The sequence below is a fragment of the Actinokineospora diospyrosa genome, assembly GCF_024171925.1.
Classification (GTDB): Bacteria; Actinomycetota; Actinomycetes; order Mycobacteriales; family Pseudonocardiaceae; genus Actinokineospora; species Actinokineospora diospyrosa.
This window is the reverse complement of the sequence record NZ_JAMTCO010000005.1, coordinates 265289-279761: the sequence shown is the minus strand read 5'-3', so window position 1 is coordinate 279761 and position 14473 is coordinate 265289. Positions and strand designations below refer to the sequence as shown.

The following is a 14473-nucleotide window of genomic DNA, read 5'->3' as shown; positions in this document are numbered from 1 at the left end:
CAGGATGGACAATCGTGCGACGATCCGCCGAGCCGGACCCCTCTGGTGACCAGCACCCCGGGCCGAGTGCCCAGTGGTGGCAGCGGGCGGTGTTCTACCAGGTCTACGTGCGCTCCTTCGCCGACTCCAACGGCGACGGGGTCGGTGACCTGGAGGGCATCCGATCCCGCTTGGGCTACCTGGAGCTGCTGGGGGTCGAGGCGCTGTGGCTGACCCCGTTCTTCCGCTCGCCGATGGCCGACCACGGTTACGACGTGGCCGACCCGCGCGAGGTGGACCCCCTCTTCGGTGATCTCGCCGGGTTCGACCGGTTGGTGGCCGACGCGCACGCGCACGGCATCAAGGTCACCATCGACGTGGTGCCCAACCACAGCAGCGATCAGCACCGGTGGTTCCAAGAGGCGCTGGCCGCGGGGCCCGGGTCGCGGGAGCGGGCGCGCTACTTCTTCCGCGACGGCCGCGGTGACGGGTCGCTGCCGCCGAACAACTGGGTGAGTGTCTTCGGCGGGCCTGCCTGGACGCGGGTGTCGGACGGGCAGTGGTACCTCCACCTGTTCACGGCAGAGCAACCGGACCTGAACTGGGACAACTCCGAGGTGCGCGCGGACCTGGTGACCACACTGCGGTTCTGGCTCGACCGCGGCGTGGACGGATTCCGCATCGACGTGGCGCACGGCATGGCCAAGCCCGCCGGGCTGCCGGACATGCCGGAGTACCTGCGGACGCTGACCGGGGCGCAAGCGCACGGCGACGACGACCCCCGCTTCGACAACGACGAGGTCCACGAGGTGCACCGGCTGATCCGCAAGGTGGCCGACGAGTACCCGGGGTCGATGGCGGTCGGGGAGATCTGGGTTCAGACCGACACCCAGTTCGCCCGGTACGTCCGCCCGGACGAATTGCACCTGGGGTTCAACTTCGCCTTGGTGGACGCGGACTTCGACGCCGACGCAGTGCGCCGGGCGATCGACATGTCCCTAGAGGCCGTTTCGCGCTCTCCTGCCCCGCCGACGTGGACGCTGTCCAATCACGACGTCGTGCGGCACGTGACCCGCTATGGCGGCGGCGACATAGGAGCTCGCAGGGCGCGGGCAATGGCGCTGGTGCAGTTAGCCCTGCCTGGCGTCATTTACCTCTATAACGGCGAAGAACTTGGTCTGCCGAATGTGGACCTGCCGGACTGGGCTTTGCAGGATCCGTTGTGGGAGCGCTCTGGGCATACGGACCGCGGTAGAGATGGCGCTCGCGTACCGCTGCCGTGGGAGGGGACGGAGCCGCCGTTCGCTTTCTCCGAAGGTACGTCTACCTGGTTGCCGATCCCGCCGGAGTGGGCGGCGCTGACTGTGGAATCTCAGCTAGAGGACCCTGCCTCAATGCTGTCGCTCTATCGACAGGCACTAGAGCTTCGTAAGACGCACAGTGGTTTCGGCGGTACGGAGTTGGAGTGGTACGGCGCTCCCCCGGGCTGTTTCGCTTACCGGCGCAAGGGCGGCGGGTTGATCTGCGCGCTCAACACCTCCGGTGCGCCGGTACCGCTACCGCCCGGTGAGGTCTTGCTGGCGTCGGGCCCGATCGACGGCACGGATCTGCCGCCGGAGACCGCTGTCTGGCTGATCTAGGCGCTGTCCCGCAACGACAGCGCCTAGCGGCCTAAACCAACAGATCTAGACCAACGGATCTAGACCAAAAGCGGCAAGAGGGCATGTCTACGGCGCACCACGGCGCCGTAGCGGGCGTCCAGGCGCATCCATGCGTCCGTTGCCGTCACGCGGATCTGCTCGTCCTCGCCGTCGGTGAGGAAACCCATGCCGGACAAGGCGAACAGGCACCGCAAGGGCACCTTCACCTCTAGGCCGTCACCGGAGACGGTCAGCACGGTCTGGTCCAACAGCGACGCGGGTGGGGTCCCCTGCGGGCCGACATTCTCCCGCGCCAGCGCGATCCCCTTGTCCGCCAGTTCCGACACCGTCGACGCGGGCAGCAGGTCCACCACCTGCCAGTGCCGGGTCGGCGGCAGGGCGGAGCGCCACATCATGTCCCGCGACGGGCCGGGGTCGAGCCGGTCGCCGCGCACCACGGCGAGGGCTGCGAGCAGCTCGTTGCCCGACACGGTCATGTCCGACGGGTCGAGGGTGCCGCGCGCGGTGCGGGTGGCCAGGACGTCGAACGGCGTGGCCACCCAGGCGTCGATGAAGTCACCCTCGTGCTGGGCGTCGTCCGCGCGGGCCCGCAGCCGCACCACGGCCTGCTGGTCCAGCCGGACGGCCCGTGCCACGAACGCGCCCAGGTCGTCGCGCTCGGACGGGTCGGTGAAACGCAGGTCAGCCACCATTGCCCCCGCTGTGCCAGGCGGCGAGGAAATCCCGCTCGATGTCGGTGATGCGGCGAGGTTTGCCGCTGGTCAGGTCGTAGGGCGCCAAGGTCGTCGACGCCGTTACCGCTACCGGGTCCGTCTCGGCCGGGCCGCTGCGGACGGAGTAGTCGAGCACGAAGTACGCGGCTCGGATCTCACGGACGGACATCTCTATGCGTAAGACACCGCCGTTGGCATAGAGCGGGGCGCGGTAGTCCACCACGAGCTTGGCGACCACGACACCCCGGCCAAGGTCATCCGCCCCGCGTAGCGCTGCCTCGTGGAACAGCAGGTCTACCCGGGCCTCCTCCAACAACGTCACCGTGTTGGCGTGGTTGACGTGCCCGAACGGGTCCATGTCCGACCAGCGCGGCCGCACCTCGGCGACGAAGACACCCAACGACTGTCCCTCCCAGCAACCGGTCCACCGTTACCGGGAAACCCTATCGGCCCCTGGCCGCGAGCCGATCCGGCCCGCGACCAGGGGGACGGGTTCAGCGCACCATGCTGCGGACCTGGCGCGCGGCCACCGACAGGGTGGCCAGGTCGAGCCTGCCGGAGGCGTGGATCTCCTCCAGCGCGGCGCGCGAGCGCGCGAGCCGGGAGGCGTTGGTCCGCTCCCAGGTCGCGATCTTGTTCTCCGGCGCCTCACCCGGATCGCTCTGGCGCAGCACGTCCAGGGTGATCGCGCGCAACGACCCGTACAGGTCGTCGCGCAGGGCGAGGCGGGCCAGCGCGTGCCAGCGGTTGCCGCGCTCCAGCGCGCTGACCGAGGTCAGCATCTGGTCGATGCTGAGGTGGTCGGACAGCGCGTAGTACAGCTGCGCGGTCTCCAGCGGGCTGCGCTCGGACTCCACCCCGGCGTCGCGCTCGGCCAACTCGGACACCTCGGTGATGTCGAGCAGGCCGTACTCGTCGAGCAGGCCGGAGACCCGCTTGGCGAGCTCGTCTGGCACCCCCGCCTCGATCATCCTGGCCGCGTCGGCGTCGGCCTCCTCGCGGGCCCGACCGCGCAGCAGGTCGTGCACCTGCGGGGCGAGCACCCCGACCACCCGCTGGAAGCGGGTGATCTCGGCGCCGACGGCCAGCGGCTGCGGCCGGTTCGACAGCAGCCACCGGGAGACCCGGTCGAGCAGCCTGCGCGACTCCAGCACCATGGCGTCGGTGACGTCGGTGGGCACCGCGTTGTCGAGCGCGTCGATCTGCGCCCACAGCGACTTCAGGTCGTAGACCCTGGTCGCCACGGCGAAGGCGCGGACCGCGTCGGTCGCGCTGGCGCTCATCTCCTCGGCGAGGCGGAACGCGAACGAGATGCCCGCGCCGTCCACGACCTCGTTGACCAGCAGCGTCGTGGTGATCTGCCGGTGCAGCGGGTGCGCGCCGATGGCCTGGCCGAAGCGCTCGCGCAGCCTGCTCGGGAAGTACTCGCCCAGCCTGCGGGCGAACACGTCCTGGTCGGGCAGGTCGCTGGCGAGCACGTCCTCCTTGAGCGCCAACTTCACGTGCGCCATCAGCGTGGCCAACTCCGGGGAGGCGAGCCCGTCGCCCGCCTTCTCCAGCGCCCTGAACTGCTCGCGCGAGGGCAGCGCCTCCAGCCGCCGGTCGAAGCCGTCCTGGTCCTTCTCCAGGTGGTCGACCAACCGGGCGTGCACCGACAACATCGGCCCGGCGTGCGCGCGGCTGACGCCGAGCACCGAGTTCTGCCGGTAGTTGTCGGTCAGCACCAGCTCGCCGACCTCCTCGGTCATCTCCGCGAGCAGCGCGTCGCGACCGGCCGGGTCCAGCCCGCCCTCGCGGACGAGGTGGTCGAGCAGGATCTTGATGTTGACCTCGTGGTCGGAGCAGTCCACGCCAGCGCTGTTGTCCAGCGCGTCGGTGTTGATCTTGCCGCCGGTGCGGGCGAACTCGACCCGGCCGCGCTGGGTCAGGCCCAGGTTGCCGCCCTCGCCGACCACCTTGACGCGCAACGCGGCACCGTCGACGCGAAGGGCGTCGTTGGCCTTGTCGCCCACATCGGCGTGGCTCTCGGTGGTGGCCTTGACGTAAGTGCCGATGCCGCCGTTCCACAGCAGATCGACCTCAGCGAGCAGGATCGCCCGCATCAGCTCTTGCGGGGAGAGCTTGCCGGTCCCCTCAGGCAGGCTCAACGCACGAGCCACCTGCGCGGTGATCGGGATGGCCTTAAGTGTGCGCGGATAGACGCCGCCGCCCTCGCTGATGAGCGACCTTTCGTAGTCGTCCCAAGAGGAGCGCGGTAGCTCAAACAGCCGCTTGCGCTCGTTGAAGCCAACGGCCGCGTTGGGGTTGGGGTCGAGGAAGATGTGCCGGTGGTCGAAGGCAGCGACCAGTCGGATGTGCTCGGACAGCAGCATCCCGTTGCCGAACACGTCTCCGGACATGTCACCGACGCCCACGACGGTGAACGCCTCGGTCTGGGTGTCGACGCCCAGCTCGCGGAAGTGCCGCTTCACGGCCTCCCACGCGCCCTTGGCGGTGATGCCCATCGCCTTGTGGTCGTAGCCGACCGAACCGCCGCTGGCGAACGCGTCGCCCAGCCAGAAGCCGCGGCTCTTGGCGACCTCGTTGGCGATGTCGGAGAACGTGGCCGTGCCCTTGTCCGCCGCCACCACCAGGTAGGTGTCGTCGGCGTCGTAGCGGACCACGTCGCGGGCGGGCACGACCTGCCCGGCGTCGAGGTTGTCGGTCAGGTCGAGCAGGCCGGAGATGAACATGCGGTAGCAGGCGATGCCCTCGGTCAGGTACGCCTCGCGGTCCAGGCTCGGGTCGCCGGTCGCCGCGGGCGGGCGCTTGACGACGAAGCCGCCCTTGGCGCCGACCGGGACGATCACCGCGTTCTTGACCGCCTGCGCCTTGACCAGGCCGAGCACCTCGGTGCGGAAGTCCTCCCGGCGGTCGGACCAGCGCAGCCCACCGCGGGCGACGGCACCGAAGCGCAGGTGTACGCCCTCGACCCGCGGCGAGTACACGAAGATCTCGAACCGCGGCCGCGGCTCGGGCAGGTCCGGCACCGCGCGCGGCTCCAACTTCACCGCGAGGTACTGCCTGGCGGCACCGTCGGCGTCGCGCACGTAGTAGTTGGTGCGCAGGGTCGCCTTGATGGCGGTCAGCAGGCTGCGGAGGATGCGGTCCTCGTCCAGGCTGGTGACGCCATCGATGAGCTCCGAGATCTCGGCGATCCTGGTGCTCGACTGCGCGGCGCGGGACTCCTCCGACAGCGTCGGGTCGAAGGTGACCTCGAAGAGCCGCACGAGCGCGGTAGCGATGCCCGTGTGCGCGAGCACGGCGTCCTCGATGTACTCCTGGGAGTACGGCGTGCCTGCCTGGCGTAGGTAGCGCGAGTACGCGCGTAGGACGACTGCCTGCCGCCAAGAGAGGCCACCGCGCAGCACGAGCGCGTTGAACCTGTCGGGCTCGGCGTCGTTGCGCCAGATCGCGGCGAAGGCCTCCTGGAAATCGACCTTGAGCCGGTCCAGTTGATCGGCGTCCCGGCCCTCGAGGACGGCGGGCTCGATCCGCAGACCGAAGTCGTAGATCCACCAGCGCAGGCCGTCCTCGCGGCGCAGCTCGTACGGGCGCTCGTCGACGACCTCGACGCCCATGTTCTGCAGCACCGGCAGCACCTGCGACAGGGTGATCCCCTCGCCGGTCAGGTACAGCTTGAACCGCCGCTCCCCCGCCACAGCACCCTGCGGCACGTAGAACGACATCTTGAGGTCGGCCTCGCCGGACAGGTTGCGCAGCCGGTGCAGGTCGGCCAGCGCCTCCGCGGCGGTGAAGTCCTCCTTGTAGGCCTCCGGGAACACGCTGGCGTAGCGCTGCCCCTGCTCAGTGGCCGATTCCGGACCCAACGCCGAACCCGAGTCGGCCTGCTCGCGCTGCTCGGCGAACACGGCCTCGACCAGGCGGTCGTCCCAGCCGCGCACGGCCTCGGTCAGCCGCTCCTGGATGCGCTGCGCGTCCGGGTCGACCACGCGGGACGGCTCGGTGTGGATGATGAAGTACACCTGGGCCAGCGGCGATTCCCCCAGCCGCGTGCTGAACTCCAGGTTGGTGCCGCCGAGCTCGTCGAGCAGCACCTCTTGCATGGCGATGCGCGAAGTCGTGGTGTAGCGGTCGCGGGGAAGGAAGATGAGGCAGGAGAAGAACCGGTTATAGGGGTCGCGGCGCAGGAACAGCCGCAGCCGTCGCCGGTCGGCTAGAGCGAGCACCCCGGTCGCAGTGGCGTAGAGGGCGTCTTCAGTGGTGGAGAACAGCTCTGCCCGCGGCCAGTTCTGGATGACTTCCAGCATCCGCTGCCCGGAGTAAGACTCCAGCGGGAAGCCGGCCTGGTGGATCACCTCACGCACGCGGCGAGCCACCACGGGGATGTCGAGGACGTCTTCGTGCAAGGCGTTGCCGGTGAACACACCGAGGAACCGGTGCTCACCGTTGACCTTGCCGTCTTCGCCGAAGGTCTTGACGCCCACGTAGTACGGGTAGGTGGAGCGGTGCACGGTCGAGGGCGCACTGGCCTCGGTGAGCACGAGGAGGCGGGGAGCGAGCGCGTGCGCCACCGAGTCAGGACCGGCGGTGAGGCTACGTGCGGCAAGGCTGTCCTGCCGCAGGACGCCGAGACCGGAAGCGAGCACGGCACGCAGGGCGTGGTCGCCTTCATCGCTGACCAGCTCATTGCGCCGGTAGCCCAAGAAGGTGAAGTGCCCGTCGGCCAGCCAGCGCAGCAGGGCAGCGCCGTCGTGGACCTCTTCGCCGTCCACCGGGGGCGGGGACGCCTCCAACTCGTCGGCGAGGGCCCGTGCGGTGCCGGTCATCTTGTCGGTGTCCTCAACGACCTCGCGCACGTCGTTGAGGACACTGAGCAGGCCGTTCTCGATCTCCCGCGCCCGATCGGCGTCGGTGATCAGGTCGACCTCGATGTACATCCACGACTCGGCGAAGGCGTCGGTCGGCGGGGCAGCCGCGTCGCAGGTGGGCAGCACGTCCTTGAGGGTGCCCGCGAGGTCGCGGCGCACCACCACGATCGGGTGCACCACCCGTTGGACCTGCACCCCCCGGCGCACGAGTTCGGCGCTGACCGACTCGACGAGGTAGGGCATGTCGTCGGTGACGATCTGCACGACGGAGCCCCCCGCGCTCCAGCCGTCGGTGGCCGTGGCGGGGTTGAGCATCCGCACCGCGGGCCTGCCCTTGACCCGCTGCTCGGCCAACTGCCGGTGCGAGCGCACCGCGCCGACGAGGTCCACCGGGTCGTCGTCGATGACCTCCTCGGGCGGGATGTAGCGGAAGTACAGGTGGATCAGGTCCGCGATGTCGGGCGCTTGCTGGGCGGCCCGCTCGATGAGGTCGTCTCTTGTCTGTTCCGGGCTGGTGTTGACCGGCCGCCCCGCCGACGTCGAGCCGTCGACGCTGACGGCTCCATCGGTGCGGGGCGGTGTTCCAGTCGAGGTCATGGTGTTCCTTGGCTCCACGCTTGGCGGCACGCCGCTGTGCCGCATGCATCCCCCACATTAGTGCCGCCCGGCCCGGCTTCCGCACGTCGGGATCACCGGCCACCCCGGGGTGACGTGGTGTTTTCCGAGGTGGGAACGCCCTGTTCCGACCACCGTGGCACGCCGTCCACCTGGCGGTGACCCGGTGTCGCGGATCAGCCACCCGCCATTTGGCGCAATTCCGCCGAAGGTCCACTCCCTGGGACGCGAATCCCAATTCGTTACCCGCGACACCGGCTGCCCGCTCGGGACCGGGACCGGCGCCGGGTCTGCCGATCAGCCGCTCTCGAAGTCCGCGGGGGCCCACTCGGAGGAGCGGTGCCTGCCGCGGACGTTGGGTTGGGTGGCGCGATCGGCGCGCCGCGAGCGGGTGCGGTCGCCGGGTTCGGCGGCCCTGGCGTCGGCCGCCCAGCCCGTGCCGTCGGCGGGTTGGCCCGGCCAGGCGGGCTGCTCGGGCCAGTGCGACTCGGTCGACAGCCGCGACCAGCGGGGCAGCTCGCCGGTCGGGTGGGTCTTGGCGGGTTCCTCGCGCGGTTTGCGGAGTTCGCCGGAGTGCTGGACCTGGGTGCCGATGGACTGCTGCGGTTCGGGGAGGGCAGCGGGCCGGTCGTCGGCGTCGGCGCGGGGGAACTCGGTGGCGCGCACCAGGTCCTGCAGGAGCCGCGGGTCGGCGACCGGGTCCGGCTCGCCCGCGCCGGGCGCCTTGGGCCAGTCGTCCGACCACGGGCTCGGCGGGTCCTCGCCCGCGGGGCGGTCCGGCTGGGTGGCCTTGAAGGCGACGAGCGCCTCGGCGAGGAGGTCGGCCAACCCGCTGGGGTTGGTGCGCTCCCGCCGCCCGCTCGGCGTCCGCCTGCGCCGGGTAGGTAGTTCGGGCAGTTCAGCCTGCTCGGGCCGGTCGGGCCGGTCCGCGTCGACGAGGTCACCGGCCTCGTCCACCTCGTCGGGCAACTCGGGCGGGATCGAGACGGTGCGCGGCAACCCGCGCAGCCGGGCGGCGAAGTCGATGGCCCGCCGGTCGTCCGCGGAGGCCGCGGGGTCGACGGTCACCTGGCCCGCGGCGCGCACCCCGCTGTCCTGCCCGACCAACCGCGGCGCGGCCTGCCTGCCCGCCGGGGGCTCAACCTCCGGCAGCTCGGGGGTGAGCGGGCTGGGGCTGGGCGGGGTCGGGACAGGCCGGGCCGGGCCGGGCGGAGTCGGGGTGGGCGGGGTCGGGATGGGCGGGGCGGGCTCGGGGTGGGCCGGGGGGATCGGGTCGGGCTCGGCGGGCTCCGGGATGGGCGGGGTGTCCGGCGGCAGCGGCACCGGGTCCGGCTCGGGCGGCGCGGGGATCGTCGAGCGCGCCCACCGCGGGTCGTCGGCGTCGGGTTCCAGGGACGCGGGCAGCATCGGTGGCGCGGGCAGGTCGGTGCCGACCAGCGCGTTGGGGTCGAAGTACGAGTCGTCGCCCTCGGGCGCCCGGCGCCGTCCGCCGCCCTCCGCGGTGACCCCGAACCGGCTCAGCACCGACCGGACCCCCGCGTCGTCCACAGTGGACTCGTCGACGGCCGCGTCGTCAACCTTGGCGCGGCGCGCGGCGCGCCGACCGAGGTGCTGCGGGTGCGCCTCGTCGGCGACCGCCTGCTCGCTGACCCGCTCCGCCCGCGCGACCGCAGGCGAGTCCCCCGGCGAGTCCTCAGTGGACCGACTGAGGGCGTCGGCCGCGGTGCGGTGGCTGGTCGGCGCCGGGATGGTGGGCGCGTCATCGGTCAACGGGTCGTCGGTCACCGGGTCGGCGAGCGGGCTCTCGGCGGGCGCATGTTCCTCGGGCACGTCATCGCTGAGCGCGCTGTCGGTGAGCGCTTGGTCGATCAAGGCTCGATCTATCAGGGCTCGATCGATCACCGACCGGTCCGCGGACGCGTGGTCGACCCGCGCGTGGCCACCCCGGAGGCGATCGGTCAGCGACTGGTCGCCTCCGCCGACCGCGTGCTCGTCTGCCGGGCTCGCGGCATCGTCAACCGCCTGACCAGCGAGAACGGGTTCATCCGTCCCGTGATCGGCCTGCGCGTGGCCAACGGGTTCGCGCTCGACCGCCGCCGCGATGTCGGGGATCGTCGGTGTGTCGTCCGCGAGTGGATCGGCGACCGGGACCCGACTTGCGCGGCGCGACACCGAGCCGGAATCGCGCCGCTGCTCGGTGAGCGGGATGGTCTTGGCGGTGGTCGGCGACCGGCGGAGCCGGTCGGTGCGGCGCAGCACGGCAGGGGCCGGGCTCGCGGGCTCCGCCACCGTCACCGCCGCGCGGGCGGCCAGCAGCAGCGCCTCGATGCCCTCGTGCGGCCCGTCCACGGTGCCCGGCAGCGCGGCGACACCGGTGCTGATCGTCAGTTCCTGACCCTGGTCGTCGATGAGCCACTGCGCGTCGGCGGCGGCCTCCCGGATCGCGGAGGCCAGCGCGTCCGCCTCGGCGAGGGTGGTCGACGGCAGCAGGACGGCGAACTCGCCGCGGTCGGACCGCAGCAACTCCGCGTCGGCGGGCGCGAGGTCGCGGACGTGGATGGCGAGCGCGTTGAGGGTGACCTCGCCACCGACCGGCAACGGCGGTTCCTCGGGCTCGACCGGCTCGGCGGTGCCCTTCGGCCACACCCGCACCAAGGTCACGGCGAACATCTCCGGTGCCTTGCCGCCGCGGGTCCCCTTGGCCTGGGTTCCCTTCGACTGGGGGCCCTTGGCTTGAGTGCTCCGCGACTGGGTGTTCCTCGACTGGGCGCGATTCGACTGGGCGCCCTTGACCGGGACACCCTTGGTGGGCGTTCCCTTGCCCTGGACCGCGCCCGCCTGGCTCGCCCCGTGCTTGCCCGCCCCGTCGCGGACGACCCCGGTCGACTCAGTCGACCCGGTCGCCACCTGCGCCGCGGCCGTGGGTCGAACCGTGGCGCGCAGCAACGACACCGCGCTCTCCGGGTCGCGGACCGCACCGACTTCGGTGAGCAGCAGCCCGCGCGCGGTCGCCGTGGACCGCAGGTACCGGTACTCGGCCGCGCGTGCCGACCGCAGCGCGTGCAGCGCGTCGCTGGGGTGCCCGGCCTCCTCTTCGGCGTGCGCGAGGAAGGTCCACGCGTCCGCCTGCAACGAGTCGAGGCCGTGCCGTTCGGCGAGCCGGACGACGTCGACCAGCATCGAGCGGCCGTAGTCGGCCTGCCCCGACGGCAGGTGGACCCGAGTGGCCATGGCGAGCCGGAGCCTGCCGAGCGCTAACGCCGAGGTCGCGCGGACGGGCTCACCGAGCACCGTCGCGGCCACCACGGTCGCCTCGTCGATGTCGCCGTCGTCGAGCAGCGCGCAGACCATCTCCAGCACGAGCCTGGCCCTGGCGAGCCCGCCTTCGGCACCCACCGCGCTGAGCCGGTTGAGCAGGGCGAGGCCGTCGCGCGCGGAGTCGGTCGCGGCCTCGGTGTCGCCGTGGCGGCGGTGGTACGAGGCGGCGCGCACGCACAGCAGCGCGCGCTCCACCTTGCGCCCGTCCTGGCCGAGCGCCTCGTCCGAGGCCAACAACCGGTCGGCCTCGGCGAGGGCGTCCTCCAGGTCGTCGCGGCGACCGATGTGCGCGGCGCACGCGACGAACTGGCCCAACGCCAGCGCCCGGGTGGCCGGGGCCGCGGTCGTGGACCGCAGCACCGGCCGCAGCAGTTCGCAGCCCGCCAACGGCTCGCCGAGCACCCGCGCGCACGCGGCCAGCGCCACGCGCACCGCGGCCGCCCGCTCCACCAGGCCACCGCTGGTGACAGCGGGCAGCGCGGTGAGCGCGGGCTCGACCGCCTCGGCGTGCCTGCCCAGGCGCACCAGGCTGGTGCCCAGCAGCACCTGGGCCCGGGTCGTCGTGGCGACGTCGGCGACGCCGGAGCGCAGCGAGCGGGCGGCGAACTGGACCGCCAGTTCCGGCGCGCTCCACCGCAACCGGTCGGCGGAGTCGACCAGTGCCGCGCACTCGGCCGCGCTCGCCGCGGGTAACTCGTTCCAGGCCGCCACGTCGCCGCTCCCCGTCTAGTCCCGGGTGAGCTTGCGATAGGTCACCCGATGCGGGCGGGCGGCGTCGGCGCCGAGCCGCTCGACCTTGTTGCGCTCGTACCCCTCGAAGTTGCCCTCGAACCAGAACCACTTGGACGGGTTCTCCGGGGTGCCCTCCCACGCGAGGATGTGCGTGCAGGTGCGGTCGAGGAACCACCGGTCGTGGGAGATGACCACCGCGCAGCCCGGGAACTGCTCCAGGGCGTTCTCCAGCGACCCGAGGGTTTCGACGTCCAGGTCGTTGGTCGGTTCGTCGAGCAGGATCAGGTTGCCGCCCTGCTTGAGCGTCAGCGCCAGGTTCAGCCGGTTGCGCTCACCGCCGGAGAGCACGCCCGCGGGCTTCTGCTGGTCCGGGCCCTTGAAGCCGAACGCGCTGACGTAAGCGCGCGAGGGCATCTCGACCTGGCCGACCTGGATGTAGTCGAGACCGCCGGAGACGGTCTGGAACACAGTCTTGGCCGGGTCGATGTTCTCCCGGCCCTGGTCGACGTAGGACAGCGAGACCGTCTCACCGATCTTGACCACGCCGTCGTCCGGCTTCTCCAGGCCGACGATGGTCTTGAACAGGGTGGTCTTGCCGACGCCGTTGGGGCCGATCACGCCGATGATGCCGTTGCGCGGCAGGTCGAAGGTGAGGCCGTCGATGAGGACGCGGTCGCCGAAGCCCTTGCGCAGCTTGTCGACCTCCACGACCACGTTGCCCAGGCGCGGGCCCGGCGGGATCTGGATCTCCTCGAAGTCGAGCTTGCGGGTCTTCTCCGCCTCGGCGGCCATCTCCTCGTAGCGGTCGAGGCGGGCGCGCGACTTGGTCTGGCGGGCCTTGGCGTTGGAGCGGACCCAGGCAAGCTCGTCGCGCAGCCGCTTCTGCAGCTTCTGGTCCTTCTTGCCCTGGACCGCCAACCGCTCGGCCTTCTTCTCCAGGTAGGTGGAGTAGTTGCCCTCGTACGGGTAGGTGCGGCCGCGGTCGATCTCCAGGATCCACTCGGCGAGGTTGTCCAGGAAGTACCGGTCGTGGGTGACGGCGAGGACGGCACCGGCGTACTGGGCGAGGTGCTGTTCGAGCCACAGCACGCTCTCGGCGTCGAGGTGGTTGGTGGGCTCGTCGAGCAGCAGCAGGTCGGGCTTGGACAGCAGCAGCTTGCACAGCGCCACCCGGCGGCGCTCACCACCGGAGAGCACGGTGACGTCGGCGTCCGGCGGCGGGCAGCGCAGCGCGTCCATGGCCTGCTCGAGCTGGGAGTCCAGGTCCCACGCGTCGGCGTGGTCGAGCTCCTCCTGGAGCTTGCCCATCTCCTCCATCAGCTCGTCGGAGTAGTCGGTGGCCATCAGCTCGGCGATCTCGTTGAACCGGTCGAGCTTGCCCTTGATCTCACCGAAGGCCTCCTGGACGTTGCCCAGGACGGTCTTCTCCTCGTTGAGCGGCGGCTCTTGCTGCAGGATGCCGACGGAGTAGCCGGGCGAGATGAAGGCTTCGCCGTTGTTGGGCTGGTCGAGGCCTGCCATGATCTTGAGCACGCTTGACTTGCCCGCGCCGTTGGGACCGACCACCCCGATCTTCGCCCCGGGCAGGAACTGGAGGGTCACGTCATCAAGGATGACCTTGTCCCCGTGCGCCTTGCGCACCTTCTTCATGGTGTAGATGAACTCGGCCATGTTCGCGATCGTAGAGGCGTCGGCCGGCACGCCTGAGCGCGACCGGGGGGACGGGTGGCGGTCAGTGGTTGCGGAGAGCGTGGACGAGCTCGCTCTTGGACATGCTCGAGCGGCCCTCGACGCCCAACTCGGCGGCGCGCTTGCGCAGGTGGTCGACGGTCCAGTCGTCGTAAGAGCCCGCCCTGCCGCCCTTGGCACCGACCTCGTCGCGGCCCCGCGCGGCAGCCGCGTTGGCGATGCGCGCGGCCTTCTCCTTGGAGTCGCCCTGCTCGCGCAGCTCCCGGTAGGGCTCCTCGTCCTTGATGCTGGGGTTGGGCATCGCGGGTCTCCGTTCTCGTCAGGTCGCAGACGTGCCCTGATCGCGTGCACGGCAAACCCCCTCACGCGGCCAGCTGGACGGGGTAGACCTGCTCGGCGGCCCCGGAGACCGCAGTGATGCCCGTGGTGGCCGTGGAAGCGGTGGTGTCGATCGGGTCGACGTCCTCGATGGTGATGTCCTGGAACATCAGGTCGGCCCCGATGGCCCGGGCGTCGACCCGGGCGTCGAGCTTCTGCTTCTCCTGGCCCTCGTATTGGCGCAGGTAGAGCTTGCCCTGCACGAGCACGCGGTTGCCCTCGCGCAGGGTCTTGCGCACCGCGGCGCCGAGGGCGTTCCAGCAGTGCACGGTGAAGTACATCGGGTTGACGTCGACCCAGGTGCGTTGGTCGGGGTCGTACCGGCGTTCTTTGGTGTGCAACCGGAACCGGACGAGGTCCTTGTTCTCCTCGTAGCGGCGGTGCGTGGGGTCGCCGACGACCCGGCCGACCAACGTGATCATGGTCTCGTACATGTGCTGCTCCTGTCGTGTGGTGCGGACAGGACCAGCTTGGCCGGTGGCGGGGTGCGGGTCGAGGGGGTGCGCGCGGCTGTGGA

At 71.1% G+C, this 14473-nt stretch carries 8 protein-coding genes; 1 reads left to right on the top strand and 7 read right to left on the bottom strand.

Annotated elements, in window-relative coordinates; genetic code table 11:
* The first annotated feature begins 14 nt into the window (after positions 1-14).
* The gene (locus LV75_RS10670) at positions 15-1619 is read left to right on the top strand and encodes a glycoside hydrolase family 13 protein (RefSeq protein WP_253886650.1); all 1605 of its coding nucleotides are present in this window, start codon (positions 15-17) and stop codon (positions 1617-1619) included.
* A 59-nt stretch (positions 1620-1678) separates the two neighbouring features.
* On the opposite strand, the gene LV75_RS10665 is transcribed toward LV75_RS10670, so the two are convergent.
* The 7 genes from LV75_RS10665 to LV75_RS10635 form a co-directional block, all read right to left on the bottom strand.
* On the bottom strand, positions 1679-2329 hold the full coding sequence (locus LV75_RS10665) for a DUF8185 domain-containing protein (RefSeq protein ID WP_253886649.1): 651 nt from the start codon (positions 2327-2329) through the stop codon (positions 1679-1681).
* Positions 2322-2753 (bottom strand): acyl-CoA thioesterase, encoded by a 432-nt coding sequence (locus LV75_RS10660; RefSeq protein WP_253886648.1) that lies wholly within the window; start codon positions 2751-2753, stop codon positions 2322-2324. The genes LV75_RS10665 and LV75_RS10660 overlap by 8 nt, the downstream gene beginning before the upstream one ends.
* Before the next feature lie 94 nt (positions 2754-2847).
* On the bottom strand, positions 2848-7821 hold the full coding sequence (locus LV75_RS10655) for an NAD-glutamate dehydrogenase (RefSeq protein ID WP_253886647.1): 4974 nt from the start codon (positions 7819-7821) through the stop codon (positions 2848-2850).
* A gap of 315 nt (positions 7822-8136) precedes the next feature.
* Positions 8137-11868, bottom strand: coding sequence for a diguanylate cyclase domain-containing protein (locus LV75_RS35450; protein ID WP_253886646.1), 3732 nt, complete (start codon positions 11866-11868; stop codon positions 8137-8139).
* Positions 11869-11883: 15 nt separating this feature from the next.
* Positions 11884-13560, bottom strand: a complete 1677-nt coding sequence (gene ettA, locus LV75_RS10645) for an energy-dependent translational throttle protein EttA (RefSeq protein ID WP_253886645.1) — start codon at positions 13558-13560, stop codon at positions 11884-11886.
* 61 nt (positions 13561-13621) lie between these two features.
* A complete protein-coding gene (locus LV75_RS10640) occupies positions 13622-13879 on the bottom strand; it encodes a DUF7218 family protein (protein ID WP_253886644.1) in 258 nt (85 codons plus the stop codon).
* 61 nt (positions 13880-13940) lie between these two features.
* Entirely contained in the window at positions 13941-14390 is a 450-nt protein-coding gene (locus LV75_RS10635) for a single-stranded DNA-binding protein (RefSeq protein WP_253886643.1), read from the bottom strand.
* Positions 14391-14473: the final 83 nt, after the last annotated feature.